Here is a 19,461-nt window from a genome sequence, read left to right on the forward strand (position 1 = left end):
CACCCCTCGTCGCACCAACGAATCGACCGGCGGGGGGTTGCGTCGGAGCAGCGGGTCACCCGGCTTTCGCACGGCGACGACATGGAGATCGATCGTCAGCCGCGGGTGAGGCGGCCCTCCGCGTCGATGCGGAGGCGACCGCTGGTCACGGCGACGTGCAGCCCGTACCGGAGCAGCTTGTCGATCTTCTCGGTGCGTCGGCGGTAGCCCAGCCGCTCCAGGCCGGCGCGCAACAGCCGCTCCTCGTCCATGCTCGACACATCCTGCAAGACGTGCACGAAGGCGTTGGCCACCTCCTCGGGTGGTACCTCCTCGAACGCCCGGTCGTTGCTCGCCTGGGTGACCCGGTACGCCCGGTAGGTCTGCGGGTCGACACCATCGGGCCAGGCGTACCGGCCCAGCGTCGGGTGTGTGTGCAGGCGGCGGGAGTCCACGAGCGCGAGCACCGCGGTACGCCGGTCCTCACGTGTGCGGAGGAAACCGAACCGGGCGAGGGCGAGGCGTGCGAGCCGGTGCTGCTCGATGGGCCCCTCACTCTCGATGATCTCGCGGAGTCCGTTCCGCACGAGGTCACGGACGCGCCGGTCGGTTGCCAGCAGCTCGATGTCGGCCTGGTCTCCGAGCGGGGTCGGGACGTACGGCACGAACGGGCTTGCCGTGACGGTGTCCGCTGTCGTCGCCGTCGCGGCGGCGAGCGCGGTGACGGGCGACGACACGCCCGGTTCTTGCTCCACCGTGCGGCGCGGCTGTGGCACCTCGGCCGCCGGTGCCGGAAGCTGCGGCTCCCCGTCTGTCACGGAACGGGGCTGCGGCAGCTCGATGCCAGGTGCGACCGCGGACGAATCGGGCTCCGGTTCGGCGGTCGCGAGGGCCTCGGCTCGGATGACCGCTTCGTCGACGCGGTCGAGCATGGCCGACCGGTCGTGGATCCAGGCCGGCAGCCAGAACCGCACCACCTCCGGCCAACCCATGATCGAGCAGAGCAGCGCGGGTGCCGAGTCCCGGTCGGCCACCGTCGGGCGTGCGCTCCAGTCCGGGCCGTCGAGCATGACGGCCACCTGCCAGCGTGGTGAGCCTTCTTTGCGTACGGCGATGTCCACTGTGAAGTCGGACAGGCCGTGCGAGGTGCGGACCTCGTGGCCGCGGTCGCGCAGCGCCGCGGCCACCTCGTCGCGGATCCGGCTACGTCGCTCGGTGCGGTCGGTGGCCAGGTCACCCAGACGGTCCGCGCCTGCGGCGGCCATCTCGCAGTACGCCCGCAGGTGCTGTGTGCCCAGCGCGGACGTGCGGGCGAGGTCGATGTCGGACGGGTCGAAGGACGAGTAGAGGACGACCTGCCGGCGGGCGCGGGTGATGGCCACGTTGAGCCGCCGCTCCCCGCCGGCCTGGCTGAGCGGACCGAAGTTCAGCGGAAGCTGGCCGGTCTCCGGGTTGGTGGAGAAGGCCAGCGAGAACAGGACGACGTCCCGCTCGTCGCCCTGCACGTTCTCCAGGTTCTTGACGAAGATCGGCTCCGCGACCGCACCGGAGAGGTGCTCGCGGATGATCGGGTCGGCGCTCTCCTCCAGCAGGTTGAGGATGAGGTCGCGCTGCTGGATGTTGAAGGTGACCACGCCGACGGAGTGGTTGGCGGTGGCCGGGTCGTGCAGCCGCCGGGTGATGTCGGCGAGGATCGCCCGCGCCTCGGCCTCGTTGGTGCGGGATCCGCCCCGGTCGTACTGGCCGTCGACACGTCGCCAGCTGATGCCCGCCGCGCTGGAGGCGCCCGGCGACGGGAGGCTGGAGAGCTTGTTGTCGTAGTAGTAGCGGTTGGAGAAGGCGATCAGGGACTCGTCGTGACTGCGGTAGTGCCAGGACAGCCACCGTTGCGGCAACCCCGACTCGACGGCCTCGCTGAGGATGCTCTCCAGGTCCTCCGGCACCGGGCCGTTGCCGTCGTCGATCTCGTCGACGGTGTGGCTGGCCTGCATGATGCTGCTCGGCGGCATCTGCCGGGAGTCGCCGACCACCACCACGGCGCTGCCCCGACCCATCGCGCCGATCGCCTCCGCCACGCGGATCTGGGAGGCCTCGTCGAAGATGACCAGGTCGAAGCGTTGGCTCCCCGGCGCCAGGAAGTTCGCCGCCGACGCCGGGCTGACCAGCACGCACGGGGTCAACGCCAGTACCGCGTCCGGGTACTGCCCGAACAACTCCCGGAAGGACCGCCCGCCCCGCTTGCGGCGAAGCTCCGCCGCGAAGTCGGCGAAACGGCCACGCCGATCGGTCGGGCTGAACGGGCGGCGTCGGACCAGCACCGACGGCAGCTGCGTCGGCAGCGCGGACCGTAGCTCACCGGCGGCGGCCTCGAACTGGTCGATCTGGTCGTCGTGCAGCTCGCTGTCGAAATACTCCAGGCCGCCGGCGCGTACCCGCTCGGCGAGCGACGCGGTAGCGACTCCCCGCCGGTAGACCTCCTCCGCGACCTGCGCGGACACCTCGGCGCGCAGCAGTTGGTCCCGGTAGTCGGTGAGGCCGGCCGAGGCCAGCACGTCGGCATGGGTGAGGACGGTCGCCCATCGGCGCAGCGGGAACAGCTCCTCGGCCCGCAACTCCTGCAGCCAGACCGCGCCGTCGCGCTGCCAGGCGTCCATCCAGTGCGAACCGGCGGCCCACACTGTCAGCTCCGGCCCGCCGGAGCGCAGCACCCCGCGCCAGGCCCGCCACCGCGAGGCGAACCTGTCGAGCACTGCCGCGCCGACATCGGTGAACCCGCTCTGGAACAGCTCCCAGGCCTGCGGATGCTGGCTCAGCAGCGTCCGGCCGACCCGGGTCGCCTCGACGGCCTCCGTCAGCCGCTCCTGCGCGTACGGGTCCGTGGGCAGCCACTGCGGCAGCCGCAGCCCACCGAGCCCCAGCAGGTGGTGGTGCAGCGCGGCGGCCTGCGCTTGGGCAGCCACCAGCCGGCCGGTGAGCACCTCGATCTGATCCACGTCGAGCGTGGCACCGGCGACCGCGTGCACTGCCAACCGGTCCGCGACGGCCTGTCGGCGCTTGCGCTTGCCGAACAACCGCTTCGCCGCCTCCTGGGCTTCACCGTGCCAGGCGGTCAACTCCGGTCGGGCGAACACGTCCGGCCGGAACGTCGCCAGCTCACCGGCGAAGCCCTGCCGGAACGCCGCCAGGTCCGCCTGGAACCGGGCCATCGCCTCGTCCCAGCGCCGGTCGCTCGCGTGCACTGTGGTCGCCCGGTCCGGCAGCAGTCCGCGTACGGCGAGCCAGGCGCCCGCCTGCACCTCGCTCACGGTCTCTGGCGCGGGCAGGGTCCGCAGCAACCGGACCAGACCGGGGTACGCGGCGAGGTCGGCGCGGAGACGTTCCAGCTCACCGGCGATCTCGGTGACCGCCGCGCCGTGCAACCCGTCGAGGGTGCGGCAGCCGCTGAGCGCCCACGGGTGCGCCGCCCGGAGTCGGGCCGACCGGGCGGCGGCGGGGAACTCCCGCAGTGTCGTCTCGACCTGCGTACGTGCCTCGGCCGGTGCGTGCAGATAGGCCACCGGGATCGGGGCGACCGGGCCGTCCCCGTACGCCAGGGTCTGCTCGTAGGCCGACCAGAGCGACATCCCGACGGGGTTGGTGGTGTGCACCTGGGCCGGGTACTCGGTCAGCGGGGCGAGCCGCGTCCGGTAGGCCGTCTCGACAGCCGTCCACGTGCCGTCGCCGCCCTGGTCGTACTGGTCGAGGGCGTCCCGCAGCTGCTGGCGGATCGCGTTGAGGGACTGCTTACGCCCGTGCAGGTCCAGCGCGAACGGTCCGAGGCCGACCTGTTTGAGGCGGCGCTTCACCACCTCCAGCGCGGCCTGCTTCTCGGCGACGAAGAGCACCGACCGACCGGTGCTGACCGCGCGGGCGATCATGTTGGTGATGGTCTGCGACTTGCCGGTGCCGGGCGGGCCCTCCAGGACGAAGGAGTGGCCGCGCTCGGCGCGCACGATGGCCTGCATCTGCGAGCCGTCGGCGGGGATCGGCAGGTGCAGGTCCGCCTCGTCGACCAGGATCTCGGCGTCGTCGGGGCGGGCCGGGTCGTCGAAGGTGGCGCCGGAGGACTCCACCAGGTGCCGGACGACCGGGTTCTCCATGAACCGGGGCCAGTGGTCGGTGAGGTCCCGCCACATCTGGAAGGTGGAGAACTGCAACAGGCGCAGGCTGGCGGTCTCGTCGATGCGGTAGTTGAGTCGGTTGTCGAGCAACCCCGTGTTGATCGCGGCGAGGGTCTTCGCGATGTCGATGCCGTGCTCGTCGAGGACCGGCTGTTCCAACTCCGGGATCCGCACGCTGTGCTTGACCCGCAACCACTCGATCAGACAGTGGTTCGGGCTGGCGGCCTCGGTGCCGTCGATGATCATCGCGTACGGGCGACGGCCGCTGCCACCCTCGACGCGTACCGGCAGGAGGAACAGCGGCGCGTACGCCTCGCCTCCGGTCGTCTTGGTGTGCACCAGCGTGCCGATGGTCAGGTAGAGGTAGTTGCTGCCGGTCTCCTGCTCCATCGTGCGCGCCTCGCGCTGCAACGCCCGCATCGCCGTCTTGTACCGGGCGTCGGTGACCGCGCCGTAGACCCGGCGATCGGTACGCAGCTCCCGAGTCAGGATCTCGGCGTCGAGGTCCTGCGCCCGGCGCGCCCCGGCCAGCTCGTGGACGTGGCTGATGTCGTCCTGCGGGATGACCTGCACCTGACGGCCGTCGTGGATGAGATCGTCGAGCAAAGCCAGCGCACCCGCCGGCACGTGCAGGTCCAGGCCACGGCCGCGCTTGGGCAGGTTGAGCAGCGGGTTGCGCAGGCTCAGGTCGAGCAGCGACTTCTTCCACTGCTGGATCCGCGCCGGCGACCCGTCGGACTGCTGCGCCACCTCGTCACCGTCGTCGGCGAGCTGACGCAGCTTCGCGGCGGCCACGCCGGGCGGAAGGTCGAGGGATGCTGTGATCTCCACCGTCGCCTCGGCGTCGACCGCAGCGGGCGCGATCAGCTCGTCGGCTGACGGCAAGGGCTGGATGCCCGAGCGGTGCGCCAGGTGCACGTCGACCACGCCCCGTATGCGCTCGCCGTCGCCGCGGAAGTGACCGAGCCCGACGCGTACCGCCTCGGTGAAGGTCGCCGACTGCGCGCCCGGCCCGATGCGGGTCAGCTCGACGGGCACGGCCCGGCCGGAGTCCACCATCGAGATCAGCAGGTTGGTCTCGGTCACCGCGGCCGAGCCCAGCCGCTCCTCCTCCAGCAGGAAGCCACCGAAGGCGTGCCCCGCGCTGACGAAGATGAGCGGGTGCAGCCCCGCCGCCTCCAGGCACGCGGCGTACGTGACGGACAGGTCGAGGCAGTTACCCAGTCGCCCGTCCAGCACGGCGGCAGTCGTGCGTACCTTCTGGCCGGTGTTCTCGAACGACGCCGGCAGGGTCTGGTAGGTGATCTCCAGATGGCGCAGCGCCTCGTACACGGCACCGGCGATCAGCGCCGCCCGCTCCGAACCCTCCTGATAACCCTGCAAGGAACCGGAGCCGGTCCGCGCCAGCAGGAGCTGCGCGGCAGCCCGCAGGACCGCCTCCACCGCCCGGGTGTTCGGCTGTACGAAGGCCGCGAGGCTGTCGTAGAGGGCGGGGCTGTTGAACCACTCGTTGTGCGCCAACACTCGTGACGGGGCGACCAATGTCAGGTCGTTGTCGGCTGTCTCGACGATGAGCCGGTAGTCGACTGGGAATGCCTCGTCGGTGCGGTACAGCAGCTTGCGGTCCGGCGTGAAGTCGCGGAAGTCGTCCCAGCTCGTGCTCGCGCCGGGCCGCAACGGTGCGGTCAGGGTGCGCGTCCACGGCTCGGTCAACGCGCCGTCCGGGCCTCGCAGCTCCAGCGTCAGCGTGACGTCGGTCAGCGGCACCGGACCCCGGTTGACGAGGGTGAGGTGACGGACCAGCGGCACCCGGTTGTGCACCAGGGCGGCGTTGATCGCCGGCTGCACGAGCAACCCGACTTCGAGCTGGTCGTCGTCGGCGGTGAACTGCGCGAAGACGCTGTCGGACATGGGCGTTTCTCCAGGTGGGGAGACCGTGGGGGGCCAGCCTAGCGGTCAACCCACCGGTGGAGAGGGCCCCGACCGTACGACGATCTTGGAAGTCGTAGGAGCGGCACCCGTAGTCTCTCTGGGTGAGCGATGGCTATGACTATGTGAGGCTGCGAGAAACCTTCAATGAGGACGCTGAACGGTATGACCGTGCGCGGCCCCGGTACCCGGCACAGATGTTCGATGATCTCGCTGCGGCCAAAGTAGCGCCCGGTGCAAGGGTGTTGGAGATCGGCTGTGGTACCGGCCAGGCGACAGTGCCGCTGGCGGAACGGGGCTACCGGATCGTAGCCGTCGAGTTGGGTGCAGACATGGCTGCTGTGGCTCGGCGAAACCTTGCCGGGCTCCGACTCGGTGGAGGTCGTGACGGCAGCGTTCGAGGAGTGGCCCCTGCCTGCGGAACCGTTCGACGTGGTCTTCTCCGCGACGGCGTTTCACTGGATCGATCCGGCCGTGCGGGTGTCGAAGTCTGCTGACGCCTTGCGTCTCGGTGGTCTGCTGGCCACCGTGGGAACCCACCACATCGCCGGTGGCACCTGGACCGACGCGTTCTTCGTCGAGATTCAAAAGCTCTACGAGCGCTTCGATCCATCGACCCCGCCGGGGCTGCGTCTTGAGGGTGCTCAAGATATTCCGGAGGACGATCGGGAGCTGACCTCGTCGGAGCGGTTCGGGCCTGCGAGCTTCTACCGATACGAGTGGGAGTTGCCGTACTCGACAGCGGACTACCTGGATCTGCTCTTGACCTACTCCGGCCACCGTGCCTTGCCGGCCGCACAGCAGAGTGGATTGCTGACATCCATCGCGCGGCTCATTGACGTCGACCACGGGGGCCAGGTCGTCAAGCGCTACCTGACTGAGCTGAGGCTCGCCGAACGTGTCCGGTGAATCGCCTCTACCGGTAGCGGCGTAAGCGACGGGTGCAGTCGCCGTCGTGACCGTCGCGCAAGAGGCAGCGCCGGCCGCCTGGCATCCGCAGGTCGCAGAAGACCCGGTGCCGGAGGAACTGCCGGTCCTCCTCGGAGACGGTGGTCTCCCCCGGGTCCGCCATCGGCAGCACCAACATCCAGCGGCCGATGACCCGGGCCAAGCGCTGCGCGGCGGGCAGGTCAGCGGCGACGACGGGCAGGTGGATGACGTACCGCTGGCTCATCGGGCCTGGTCCCGCTCGTTGCGGGCACGGGCCTGCTCGGTCTGCCAGCGACGCAGCCCGGCCTTGATCCGGGCCGTCTCGCGGCGACTCTCGGCGAGAGCGGCGTAGACGGCGGCCATGTCGCCGGCGACCCGGTCGAGGAAGGCATACACATCGTCGGGGTTCAGACCGCGACGCCCGAGCCCGGTCGGCGCGAAGCGGCGCTCGCGCACCTGCCACGGCAGCAGACTGGTGTAAGCGGCGGAGCGGTACGTCGCCCCATCGCCGACCGGGGTGGGCCGCTGGTTGCCAGCGTTCATGTACATCCGCCTTCCTGATCGTGGACAGGGCGGGCCTGCTCGCTGATCCGATGCGACAGACACACCCGCCCGGACACCGCACTTCGACTCAGCGGTACGGCACCACGGCTACTCAGCGAGGTCTGTTCCTAATGCACGGCAGCTGGGCGGGAGGACCGGCCGGCCACCGTGCTGGAATCAGCCTGCGATGGGCTGAAGTGGATAGGCAATGCTTCAGGCAGCGATTCTGGTCATGTGTATCGACTTTCTTTGTTGCTATCCATGTGAGTTGCAGGAGCGGGTGATGCGGTGTTGCGTGGTGGAACGGAGCAAGGTGCGGATACCCGAAGGCCTGAAACGATCGTGAGCTGTAGCGGCTGGCAAAGGATTCGCTACAACGGGAAGGGAGACTGGTCCGGGTGAGTTAGCGGATTGCGAGCGGACCGGCGGCGTCGGTGGGTTCGCCCATCTCAAGCTGGCAGGCCACCGCCTGATGTCGGCACTCCTCGACGAGATCCTGCTCGTCGTCTGACTGCTCGAGGTCTCGGGCCAGTGCCGTGAACGCGTGGCGGGCCTGCCGAAAGTCACCTGCGAGCAGCAAGAGGTTCGCGAGATCCACTCGCAGCGCCACGATCTCGGTGGCAAGCCGCCCGTCACCTTGCGGCACCACGCGGAGGGCTCGCTCCAAGATTTCGGCTGCCTGCACGAAACGCTCGCTTTCGGCGAGTTCTCTTGCCTGCGCCCGCAACTCCACTAGTCGCTGCGGGGATATCTGGGCCGGAACCGGCACGAGGGCTTTGTGCGGTGCGGTGCTGGAGATCGTTGTGTCCATTAGGGCGACCGGCCCCGAAACATGGCCGCCGCCGAGGAAGGGCATCAGGAGTTGACGAACCTCGTCGGCCGAGGCTGGTCTATCCGTTGGGTTCTTGGCCAGCAGGCAATAGACGAGGTGTGCCAGGTCATCGGGGACGTCCGAACGATATGCGGTGATGATGGGAATGGGCGCATCGATATGGCGGCGCATCAGGTCCGGGGCGTTCGCCGCCTCATAGGGAGGGTGCCCGGCGAGCATCTCGAAAAGGACGCAGCCCAAGGCGTACAGATCAGCGGCGGGCCCCACGGGGCCACCCTGAGCCTGCTCGGGCGCGATGTAGGCGGGAGTGCCGAGCGTGCGGCCGGTCGCGGTGAGGCGTGACGCCTCGGCCGGCCCGAGCAGCGCGGCCACACCAAAGTCGAGCACCTTGATCACCCCGGTTGGTGTGATCATGAGGTTCTGCGGCTTGAGATCGCGGTGCACGAGGGAGGCGGAGTGTGCGACGCCGAGCACCGTGCAGACCTGCGCGGCAATGGAAACAGCCTCGCCGACAGGCAGTCGTTCCTGCTCGGCAATGTGGTCGGCGAGGACGATCCCCGGCACGAGCTGCATGACGATGAAGAGATTTTCACCGTGCACGCCCAGGTCATGCACAGCCGGCACACCGGGATGGTCGAGCCTGGCGGTAGCTTTCGCCTCCCGCCGGAAGCGTTTGCCCGCCGTCTCACGCTCGTCCTCCGGCACTTCCAGCTGCCGGAGAAACTTGATCGCCACTGGTCGGTCGAGCCGCTCGTCAAAGCCGGCCCAGACCTGGCCCATCCCCCCGCGACCGACCGGATACGTCAACTCGTACCGGTCACCGATACGGTCCCCCGCTTGCATTCACAGCCTCCCCCGCATTGCATGGCCTCGCCTCAGCAGAAGCCAGCACTCAGGCTAGCTGTCGCTGCACGAGCCGCCCGGTCAGGAACGGGCTGGGCGTTCCGTGCCAGAACACCGCGAGCTCGTCCCGCGCCCGGGTGGCGGCGACGAAGAGTAGCGACCGGTCGCGCTGGCGTTCGCGCTGGTAACGCTTCGGGTCGGCGTCCCGGTACCGGCTGATCATCTGCCGGGGCACCAGACCATCGCTGACCCCAGCGATGATCATGCGCTGGTACTCGAGGCCCTTGAACCGGTGCATCGTGCCGATATGCACGCCGTCAGGGCGCTTCGGGCCGTCCGGCCCGATCTCCACCACCGCCAGGCCGTCGCCTTCCAGCCGGCTGATGACTTCAGCGGCCAGATCCTTCGTCGGTACGCAGATGGCGATCGAGCCGTCTGCCGCGTTGCCCCAGTCGCGCAACTGCTCGACGATCAGGTCCCGTTCCTGCGCCCACGTTGACGCACCGCGGAAGACCGGTCGATCGCCCCGTAGCAACGACCGATAGCCAGCCAGATTCTCCTCACCGCCGTCGAGGTCGTCGTACACCTCACCGGACATGATCTGCAGGGCGTCGGCGAGGATCTGCCTGGTGGTGCGGTAGCTCAGCGTGAGTCGGGACGATCGGCCCCGGATGTTGACGCCGAGGCTGCCCAACGTGACGTGGTTGTCGTAAATGCGCTGGTGGGTGTCGCCGGTAAGGAACATGTCGTCCGGCCCTGGCGCGACCATGGCACGCAGCATCTTCCAGTGCGCGGCGCTGAGGTCCTGCGCCTCGTCGACCACGACGTGGCGGTAGCGCGGCCGGTAGAACCCGCCGGACGACTCGCCTGCTGCGCCGGTGTTCTGCGCAGTGCGGTCCATTTCGAGACGGGCGGCCCGTTGCGCTACCTGTCGCCACGTCCAGACGCCACGATTCTCCAGCCAGGTGGCGAAGCGCTCGGTCAGCTGCCAGATCTGGTCCCGCTCCGCCCGAGTGAGACTGCGGCCCCGGTTGGGGCGACGGGCCTTGAAGTAGTCGGTCCGGGAGTTGAGCACCTGACCCAGGATCACCTGGGTCCACTCGGCGGCCAGGAACTCCGCCTCCCAGCCGGTCGCCCCGGTCTCCAACAGGAATTCGTCCCACAGCTCAAGGACGCGATTGTCGTCCACCACGCGGCGGCTGCCACCCGCCTTGGCTTCAGCCACGACCCGGCTGGCCAACCGGTCGATGTTGACGATGTCGACGCGTGACACCAACTCCTGCCCGCCCAGGGCCATCAGTCGGGTCCGCAGGTCGGCGGCGAGGTTCCGGTTGAAGGTGGTGAGCAGGATCGGCTTGTCCACCCCGGGTGGCAACTGCCGCGCCAGGTGCGCCACCCGGTGCAGGGCGACGATCGTCTTTCCGGTTCCAGGACCACCACCGACCCGTGCCGGGCCGCTGTACGGGCGCTCGACCAGCTTCCGCTGGGTGGGGTGCAGGAAGATCTGCCACCGCTCGAAGGCCTCGCCCAGCATCGCCTGCAACGCCTCGTCGTCGGAGGTCACCTGGGTGGCGGGGCGTTCGACGGCAGCCTCGAAATCGTCGGGGTCGACCGGCTCGTCGGCGCGGACCGGTTCGGTGACCTGCTGAAGCACCTCGTCGTAGGGGGTGCCGTCGAAGAGCGCGAACAGCACGTCGGTGGTGAGCTGCGGGGCCCGATCCAGCAGTTCCAGGAGTTGCGCCTCGGTGGTCAGCTCCCGGATCTGCGGCAGCAACGGCTCGGAGACGCCGAGCTCCAGCAGTTGAGTGTCGGTGTAGGTGTCGAAGAGCGGCTTCTGGGCGGGCTCCGGTTCGGCATCCGGCGGCACGACCCGACCGATGATGCTGTCCCCGACGGGCGCCATGTCGACGACCTCGATGCCGCCGGTGATCCGATTGATGCGGTACGCGTACCGGCTGAGGTCGTCGTACACCTCACCGCGGTGCTTGACCGCGACGAGCAGGTAGTCGCGCGCGGCGATGTGCAGCAGCAGCGCGCGGTAGTCCTTGTTGACCCGGGCGGACATCAGCCGGGATTCGCTGTTGAGCGCCTTCAGGTTGAGCCCCGGGTTCTCCGGGTTGTGCCGGAACTTGTGCATGAACTCGTAGACCGCTCCGATGTCGGCGCGGGTGAGCTTCATGACCTCCTTGTCGGCGCGGTCCAGCATCCGCAGTGTCGTTGCTCCGGTGCTCATCGACGTTCTCCCCCGCTCATCGCCTTGATCTCGGCAGCCAACTCGTCAACCGACCACTCCCGAGCGGTACGGGCATGCCAGCCCGCCTCCGCGTACGCCCGGTCGCGATCTTCCGTCTCCGGGTCGTCGGACGGACCGGTAAGCACGATCGCGATCCGCCGGTCGGGCCAGGCCAACTCGGCCTGCCAGCCCTGGTCGCCCAGCTCGTAGCCGACGACTGGCGCGGGCAGGTCCTGCCGGGCGAGCTGCTGGACGAGCTGGTCGAGGGTTTTCTCGTCCGGGTCCAGGTAGCGCAGAACGTCCCGCCATGGCGACTCGGTGTCGAGCGTTTCGGGATCGGAGGGCACCGGCTGCGCTACTACACCGAGCCACGTCGCCGTCTCCTCGTCGAGCGGCAACGCACGGTGGGCCAGCACGAGGCCGGTGCCCTCGGTGACCGCCATCGAGGCCGGTTCGAACGTGTCAAGGGTGGACACGGCGAGCTGACCGGCATCGCCGCCACCATTGCCGAGGAACTGAATGACGTTGCCCCAGGCAAGCCACGCGGCCCAACGCTCCTTGTGGCCCACCCCGGTCACGGCGGCTGGCAGGTCATCGAGGACAGTCAGCGCGGACCAGGTCGGCAGCGGCCTGCTGCGCCCGTCGACAACGAGGGTCACCGGGCAGTCGGCATTGTCCCGGGCGCGGGCAATCATGATCTTGCCTGCGGTCGGACTGGGTAGGGGCTCGCCACGCAATGCCGCCAAGAGCCGCTCCGCCACGCCACCAGAGTCGGCGGCGGTGTTGTCCCGGGCCTGTTTGATCATGCCGGCCAGGGTGGCTTCGGCCCGCCGCTGCCATCGGTTGAGGTCGGGGTCGGCGAGGAAGCGCATCAGCTGCTCGATCGGGTTGACCCAGATGGTTTCCTCAAGCTCATCCGGGTCGGCGCCGGGGAGGAACTGTCGGTATCGCTCCCGGGCGGCCTGCTTGCTGACCCCGCCGTACGGCGTCCACCGGCCCTGCCCGTCGGTGTTTCCCCAGGTCTTGACGTCGTCCCAGGTGGCGGCGAAGACCAGGTAGCCGTGGGCGCGCAGCCGGGCCCGTTTCTCCGCGTCGTCCGCGAGCCGGTTGTACTGGGACGAGGCGTGGTACTTGAACCCGTCCAGGTAGACGGCCACCTCTGGCGACGGGGCGTCGAGGCGTGTGAAGTGAACGTCGGGGCGGGTGCCGCGAACGGTGTTCTGCAGCTTCATCTGCCAGTGGGTGACGCTCTGACCGTTGTCGCGGACGAACCGCAGGTCGGCGATGCGGGCACCGTCGTGGTCGGTCCGTCGATCGATTCGCAGGCCCGAGTTGGGTGTCTCACCAAGCGCCAGCAGCTTGGTGAGGAAACGCATCTCCAGCTCGCTCTCCACTTGGTGGATCAGCGAGATCTCATCCGTCCGGGTGCCCTCCTCGACGTCCCAGGTGTCGAGGAGCTTGTCCAGCATCCCCAACGCCTCGTCACGGCTCATCAGGGCGAAGTGCTCGTTACGCGCATGACGTAGCAGGCAGCGGTGACACACCGCCCTGCCTTCGTGCCGGCAGACGCAGTCGGCAATCCGCTGCCGCGCCAACTCGAGGACCGCGCGGAACTCCTCCGGCTTGGCGAGGCGGTGCAGGTAGCCGGTGCCCTGCGGCTGAGTGTCATAGACGACCACGAAGTTCCGCGTCCCGTCGCTCTGCCCGTCTGGCATGGTGGCCGGAACAGCCTGGAGGTGGGCGGGGTCGCCGCCGTACTGCGCGGCGATGCCGAGGCGGATCGCGGCAGCGAACGACGCGATGCGTTCCTGGACCACGGCGGTGGCGGCCGGGATCAGGATGCGCAGCGCCTCGGTCTCCAACTCGTGGGCGAGGATCAGGTCGACGTGGGCGTCCGGGGCGGCTGGCGAGCGCCGGTACGGGCACCAGGGCCGGTGGTGCTCGGCGCCCTTCACGACGGTCGACCCGGAAGCCTCCGCAGCGAGTTGCTGGGCCACCGCGGGGACGCCGTCAACCGTGGTCCCGCCGCATGCGGTGCAGGTGTGGAAGCGGTTGATCCGCACCTCCTCGCCGGCGAACAGTTCGGCCGCCCGGTCGTAGCGCTGCGCACCCAGGTTGAAGTGCCGGATCATCGCGTGGCGGCTGTAGTCGACACCGAACGTGTCATGGGCGTGCCGCCACGACGAATCGACCTTAACGGGGTCAACGTCGACAGCGACGGTGGTCGCGTAGAAACGCCTGTCCCGGTCGTCGCTGTCATCGCGGATGCGGGCGTCGTCGCGCTTGTCACGGCTGAGCACCCGGGTCGGTTGGAGGACCTGGAACAGTCGTCCGTGATCGGCGATGCCCGGGTCCAGACAACGCGGGCAGGCGCTGGTGTCCTCCTTGGCGAGGTGGGTGCGGACATAGCCGCACTGCGCGCAGATCCGCCACTGCTCGTACGCCGGCCGGTCCGCCGGGCCGACGTCCAGCCCCGATATCTCGTGCTTGTAGCCCCGTACGTAGTAACTGTTGCCGGGTGCGATTTCAACCAACGCCTGGCGGGCGGGGCGGGCGTACTCGCGGAGTTCACTGTGGAACCGGCGGTCGCCGTCAGCCTTATCCTCCCAGGTCAAGGTGGCTTCCAAGTCGGTCCGACTGTCGATAAGCGCGTAGTTCGGCAGCAGCCCGAACTCAACCATCGTGCCGTGCGCGGCAGCTGCGCTGACCTCCCGCAGTCGGCGACGGACCGCACCCTCCTCCGCCTTCAACATCTTGATCTCGCGGGCGTGGTCCGGGTCGCTGGGCACAAGCGTGCCCCGGGCGGCGGCGAGTTCCTGCATCCGGCGCCGCAGGTCGGCCAATCGGGAGTCCCAGACCTCGTCGGCTTCCTTGACCCGGTGGACGATGCCATCGGCCGCGAACTCCCGCAGTTGATCTGCGGCAGCGCGAAGGACCTTGTCCCCGAACAAACTCAGGAAGCCCTCCACCAGCCGTCCGCTGTCGCGGCGACCAGCCTCGGCGAGGCCGGTCAGCCAACCGGTCGGACCGAACAGCACGTGCGCCCGCCGTGGCATCGGCAGTACCCCGGCGAGACGACCACGGGCGGCCAGGTCGATCAGGTGGGCGAGGTACTGGCGGCGCAGGATCTCCACGGCGGAGAGGAAACAACCGGGTGGCACGATCTGGCCGGCGATCATGTCGCGCGGATCGGCCAGGTAGTAGCGGTCCCGTTCGGTCCTCCCGACCAGGGTCAGCACCAGTGCGTTACCGCTCTTGCGGCCGGCACGGCCCGCCCGCTGAACGTAGTTGGCCGGGCCGTGCGGAAGCGACGCGAGCACCACCGCCGAGAGGGCGCCGATGTCGATGCCCATCTCCAGGGTGGGCGTGCAGGAGAGCACGTTCGGGTCGGTGTAGCGCTCACCGTCGCGGAACTGCTTCTCCACCGTCTCCCGCTGAAAGCGCGTGAGCATCCCGGTGTGTTCGCCGGTGACGACCCGGAACACCGGGCTGTCCAGGTAGAGCCGGCGGTAGTAGTCGTCGGCGGCGGTGTCGTCGCGGGCAGCCTGGAGTTGACCACGGCAGCGGTACTGCCGGCACGGCTGGCCGATCCAGTCGGCCACCCGGTCAGGGTGCTCGGTCTGCTGCCAGTGGCAGGTGTCGCAGCCGACCCCGGCCATCGCGGCGGAAGCCTCGTCGAGTCGGGTCACCCGCAGATGGCCGGGCATCAGCCCGTACACCGTGTTGCCGTCCTCGGTGTCGCCGACCGCGACCACGTCGGCGGCGGCGAGGGCCGGCAACAGCCGACTGAGGAAGCCGGCAGCATCCCCGGAATCAAGACCGAGGCAGCGCGAAGTCCAGTCCTGGTACCAGTTGCCCCGCGCGGTGATCACGTCGAACTCCGAGCGGGACTTCGGCGTGGCGAGCAGGAACGCGGGCGCGGATAGGCCCCTCGGAAACGCGGGCATCCCGGCCGGCCGGCCACCCCAGATCTGCCACCGGGTGCCACCGCGCTTGAGGTACGGCACCAGCCACTCGTGGAACACCGCGCCCCGGGTCCGTAGCCGTTCCAGGAGACCGCGGAGGAAGGCGAGGTAGCGAGCGTCGTCCGGCGCCGTTGCGGCCATGTGACCGGGGCCGGTGAGGTGAACGTCCCGACAGATCGCGGCGGCTCGCGCCGGATCGTCGAGGGCCACCTCGACGGCCACGCTACGAGTCAACTCCAGGGTGCGGCCCTGGCGCGAACGCAACCCGGTCTCCATCACGGTGGCGAAGACGAGCCGTTCGCTGATCAGCTCCCAGGTCTCCCGGCTTCCGTTGTGCTCACCGGCGAGCAGGCTGTCGACTCCGGGCTGATCGTGCAGGTCCGGCGGCACGACGGTGGAGAGGATCTCCGGCTTCGCCGCCTCCTCGATCATCCTGACGAAGAGGTCGTCGAGTCCGATCGACTCCCCGGCGCTCAACCGGCCGGCGAGCAGGGACCGCAGCGAGAACGAGTAGGACCGGTTGGCGACGAAACCGGCCCGGTGCGCGGCGTCCTGCACCGAGTCGTTGAAGAGCAGCGTCTTCTTCTCAGCCTCGTCGAGTTCCCCACCGGTGAAGAGTTGCGTGATGGCCACCGAGGCCAGGGTGGCCAGGCCGGCGCCGAGGAAGCGGATGCCGTGGTCCAGTTCGCAGGACGGGCAGCGGTCCTTCTCGGCGCCGTCGATGTCGAGAACGTCGCCGAGCACGACGATCGCGTCGTCGGTGGGCTTGCGGTCGCGCTGCTCGTCGAAGGGGCGTACCCGACGGCCGTACTCCAGGACCAGCAGGCCTCGGGAGCGCTGGCGTACCTCGTCTCCGGTCGCGGCGATCAGCGCGCGGACCCGGCGCTTGTCCCGGCCGACGCTGGCCCGGTAGATCTTGTCGGGGTCGGTTTCCAGCTCCTGTGGGTCCTTCTCGGGCGACAGCGCCATCCAGCCGGATCGACCGCAGTGCCGGCAGTAGATGGCCGGTAACCGTGGGTAGCGGTTGTCGGCCACGACCGCGTCGGTATCGGTGGCGTACGGGTCCAGCTCGCGCGGCGCTTCGCCGTACCAACCGAAGGCAGCCTCGTGGGAGGTGCCACGCAGCAGGCGGGAGACGGCGCGCACCCAAAGGTGGGTTTCGATGTTGAGCAGCGGGCGGCCGGGAGCTTCCGGGTTCTGCGCGACGGAGAGCAGGCCGACGAACCGGGCGAGAGCCTTCGCCGTGATCTCGGGTGGGGTCTTCATCACGCTGCCCCAACCGGTGGCGTTCTTCCGAGGCAGCACGTCGATGATCTCGTCGAGCGTGCATGGCCGCGCCTGGAGCGAGTCGAGCACCGCCTTCGTCAACGGATGCTGACGGAGCAGCTCGCCGAGTCGCATCGGGGCATCGAGGCAACGCTCGCCGACGACCAGCTCGGCGACCTCGGTCATCATCGCCTCGGGGTCGCGGTCGTCGACGGCCGCGAGCTGCTCCGGGCTGGGCAGCGGCAGGCTGAAGTCCTGGCGGGCGACGAACTCGCCGGCCTCGTACCGGTCCTCCCCCACCAGCGACCCGGCGTCAAAGGCGACGCCGAAGACCTGCTCGGCGACCTCACGGATCGCGGTACGACCGTCCCGGCCACCGCCCTCGCCGAGGGTCGCAGAGGTCGCCACGGGGCAGATCGGCCCCAACGGCCGTTCCGGCTCGTCAAGGTCGAGCGCCGCGGCGAGCCGGCGCAACAACATCGCCACGTCGGTGCCCTGCGCGCCGTCGTAGGTGTGGAACTCGTCCAACACCACGTACGCCGGTTCGGCGCCCTCCCAGAGGGGCAGGTCGTCGGCGCGCTGGAGCAGCAGGTCCAGCATCTTGTAGTTGGTGATCAGGATGTCCGGCGGCGTGCGCCGCATCTCCGACCGCTTGGTGAAGACATGCGCGTACTCGATGGCCGCCACGTCGCCGATGTAGAGACCGGCGGTGACCTGGCTGAGCGCCGGATCGGAGAGCAACTCGTTGATGCGCTGCGTCTGGTCCGTCGCGAGAGCGTTCATCGGGTAGAGCAGGATCGCCTTCACGCCGGCCCTGCCCTGCTGCTTCTGCCGCCGGCAGTGGTCGAGCACCGGGATCAGGAACGACTCCGTCTTACCCGAGCCGGTGCCGGTGGTGATCAGCGTCGGCTTGGCCGGCTTGCCCTTCGTCGACAGCCGGGCGAACGCATTCGCCTGGTGCAGGTAAGGGGTGAAATCGGCCGGCGCCCAGTCGAGTTGCACCCGCCAGTCACCCTCCGCCGGGCGGAAGGGAGTGCGGATCCGCAGGTACGGGCCGCGGAAGATGCCCTGCTCCGGGTGGGAGAGGAAGCCCTCCAGGCCCTGACGTACGCCGTCCTCGGTCAGGCCGAAGGTGGTGGTCAGGTACTGGGTGAGGGTCCGACGCAGTGTGTCGGCGGCGATGGTCGGCCTCATGAGCGGATCACCGCCGCATGCTACTGCACCCCTTACCGACGTTGACCTGCCCCGACGGCCTCATCACCGGGCGAGTCAGATTCGCGACACTCCGACTGGTCGGTCTCCGCCTACGCTGCGCATCCATGTCCCCCAACCCTCCTCGGACGCGTCGCGAGGTACTGCTCAACGGACGTCGGGTCCGCATCTCTGACCTCACAAACGCCGGCCTGTTGCAGAAGGGCGCCACTCTGTACTACCGCCAGTACATCGGGTCGGTACCACACGAGGCGACGGTCACGGACAGAGGGCGGCTTCGCCTCGCCGACGGGCGCGAGTTCGACACGCCGTCGGGAGCGGCGGCTGCCGCCGCCGACGTGACAGCCGTAGCAGGTTGGGAGGTCTGGCGGGTCGGACCAAACGGCCCCTTCCTGGGCGAACTCCGCCTTCGGCTCATCAAGAGTGTCGCGGCTGAGGTGACGAACCGCCAAGAGCCGCAGGCGGAAGCGGTGGGACGACGCATGGCAGCTTTGGAGAAGGCCAGGCAGGCCGCCGAAGCAGGCACCCCAACAGCGATCACTGTTCGTGACCTCATCGGGCTGTGGGGCGTCGAGGACCGGGACAGCGAGGCAGCCCCACAGATTACGACGGACCTGGCGAACTTCGGTTTGATCACGGTGCCGGACTTCAATTCTGTTGACCTTGACCAGACAGTGCGAGTCCTCCGATTCGGCATGGCACCGCCGCCAGCCGCAGACGGCACGGGCGATGGGCCTGAGGAGACGACGACCGGGGTGGATGATGAGACGGGTGGCACCATCGGTCTGACGCTTGGAAATCTCCTGCCAAGCCGAACCCGCCTGATATCGGTGACACCGACCTCCACCTTCGACGAGGCCATCACCGCTATGGAGTTGGACGACTTCTCCCAACTGCCGGTTCTGGCAAACCCCCACAAGATCCATGGCGTTGTATCGTGGAAGACCATCACAAAGGCCAGGGCGCAGAATCCTGAGGCCACCTTCAGCGACGCGATCGATCCCGACGTCCAGGTGTTCGACTACGACCGCCGGCTGATCGACGTACTCCAACCACTGCTGGAGTACGAGTTCATCTTCGTCAGGGACCATGAGCGGAAAATTGCCGGCATCATCACCGCCGCCGATGTAGTTCAGACCTACCACCAGACCGCGACACCGTTCATCCTCATTGGCGAGATCGACCGCGAGCTGCATCAGCTAATCCGCGACACCTTCGATGAGACAACGATCCGGGACGCATGCGTCCGTGCTGGGCTGACCTTCCGCTCTGTCGACAAGATGATGATGTCCCACTACCAGGCGGTGCTTGGCGATGAGAGCTGCTGGAGTGGCCTCGGCTGGAGACTCGAGCGCACGCGCCTAGTCAATCGCCTCAACGATATCCGCGAGATACGGAACCGGGTCATGCACTTCAGCAAGGATGCCGTCAGGGATGGGGACGTCGACATGATCCAGAACTTCCTGAGAACGATCCGCAGGTACAACGCTTCATGACACACGAGTTCCAGCTCAACGGACGCCGGTACCGCGTGGACGTCGACACGGTCCGAGCAGGGCTGCGGGGCCA

General features: G+C 68.7%; 8 protein-coding genes and 1 pseudogene. 3 read left to right on the forward strand and 6 right to left on the reverse strand.

Annotated elements, in window-relative coordinates:
- Positions 1–95: 95 nt before the first annotated feature.
- Positions 96–6,050, reverse strand: coding sequence for a DUF4011 domain-containing protein (locus tag O3438_RS08245; protein WP_269679380.1), 5,955 nt, complete (start codon positions 6,048–6,050; stop codon positions 96–98).
- A gap of 215 nt (positions 6,051–6,265) precedes the next feature.
- On the opposite strand from O3438_RS08245, the pseudogene O3438_RS34315 reads away from it, so the two are divergent.
- Positions 6,266–6,376, forward strand: a pseudogene (locus tag O3438_RS34315) (class I SAM-dependent methyltransferase); the annotation flags it as partial.
- A gap of 16 nt (positions 6,377–6,392) precedes the next feature.
- Positions 6,393–6,977, forward strand: coding sequence for a class I SAM-dependent methyltransferase (locus O3438_RS08250; protein ID WP_269679381.1), 585 nt, complete (start codon positions 6,393–6,395; stop codon positions 6,975–6,977).
- Positions 6,978–6,984: 7 nt separating this feature from the next.
- Here the strand turns inward: O3438_RS08250 and O3438_RS08255 are convergent, their stop codons facing one another.
- The 5 genes from O3438_RS08255 to O3438_RS08275 form a co-directional block, all read right to left on the reverse strand.
- Positions 6,985–7,242: a hypothetical protein gene (locus O3438_RS08255; protein ID WP_269679382.1), complete on the reverse strand. Its 258-nt coding sequence runs from the start codon at positions 7,240–7,242 to the stop codon at positions 6,985–6,987.
- Positions 7,239–7,547 carry a DivIVA domain-containing protein gene (locus O3438_RS08260; RefSeq protein WP_269679383.1) on the reverse strand — a complete coding sequence of 103 codons (309 nt, stop codon included), beginning with the start codon at positions 7,545–7,547 and terminating at the stop codon, positions 7,239–7,241. The genes O3438_RS08255 and O3438_RS08260 overlap by 4 nt, the downstream gene beginning before the upstream one ends.
- Positions 7,548–7,944: 397 nt before the next feature.
- Positions 7,945–9,216: a serine/threonine-protein kinase gene (locus O3438_RS08265; protein WP_269679384.1), complete on the reverse strand. Its 1,272-nt coding sequence runs from the start codon at positions 9,214–9,216 to the stop codon at positions 7,945–7,947.
- Positions 9,217–9,265: 49 nt separating this feature from the next.
- A complete protein-coding gene (locus tag O3438_RS08270) occupies positions 9,266–11,449 on the reverse strand; it encodes a UvrD-helicase domain-containing protein (RefSeq protein ID WP_269679385.1) in 2,184 nt (727 codons plus the stop codon).
- The gene (locus O3438_RS08275) at positions 11,446–17,874 is read right to left on the reverse strand and encodes a DEAD/DEAH box helicase (RefSeq protein ID WP_269679386.1); all 6,429 of its coding nucleotides are present in this window, start codon (positions 17,872–17,874) and stop codon (positions 11,446–11,448) included. The genes O3438_RS08270 and O3438_RS08275 overlap by 4 nt, the downstream gene beginning before the upstream one ends.
- Before the next feature lie 125 nt (positions 17,875–17,999).
- Between O3438_RS08275 and O3438_RS08280 the strand changes: the two genes are divergently transcribed.
- The gene (locus tag O3438_RS08280) at positions 18,000–19,388 is read left to right on the forward strand and encodes a CBS domain-containing protein (RefSeq protein ID WP_269679387.1); all 1,389 of its coding nucleotides are present in this window, start codon (positions 18,000–18,002) and stop codon (positions 19,386–19,388) included.
- Positions 19,389–19,461: the final 73 nt, after the last annotated feature.

Origin of the sequence: Micromonospora sp. WMMC250 (genome assembly GCF_027460215.1) — a bacterium.
GTDB lineage: Bacteria > Actinomycetota > Actinomycetes > Mycobacteriales > Micromonosporaceae > Micromonospora > Micromonospora taraxaci.

Excerpts from the sequence above, each read along its gene's own strand:
- O3438_RS08245 (WP_269679380.1), bottom strand. The coding sequence starts at position 6,050 with ATGTCCGACAGCGTCTTCGCGCAGTTCACCGCCGACGACGACCAGCTC.
- O3438_RS08255 (WP_269679382.1), bottom strand. The coding sequence starts at position 7,242 with ATGAGCCAGCGGTACGTCATCCACCTGCCCGTCGTCGCCGCTGACCTG.
- O3438_RS08260 (WP_269679383.1), bottom strand. The coding sequence starts at position 7,547 with ATGTACATGAACGCTGGCAACCAGCGGCCCACCCCGGTCGGCGATGGG.
- O3438_RS08265 (WP_269679384.1), bottom strand. The coding sequence starts at position 9,216 with ATGCAAGCGGGGGACCGTATCGGTGACCGGTACGAGTTGACGTATCCG.
- O3438_RS08270 (WP_269679385.1), bottom strand. The coding sequence starts at position 11,449 with ATGAGCACCGGAGCAACGACACTGCGGATGCTGGACCGCGCCGACAAG.
- O3438_RS08275 (WP_269679386.1), bottom strand. The coding sequence starts at position 17,874 with ATGAGGCCGACCATCGCCGCCGACACACTGCGTCGGACCCTCACCCAG.
- O3438_RS08280 (WP_269679387.1), top strand. The coding sequence starts at position 18,000 with ATGTCCCCCAACCCTCCTCGGACGCGTCGCGAGGTACTGCTCAACGGA.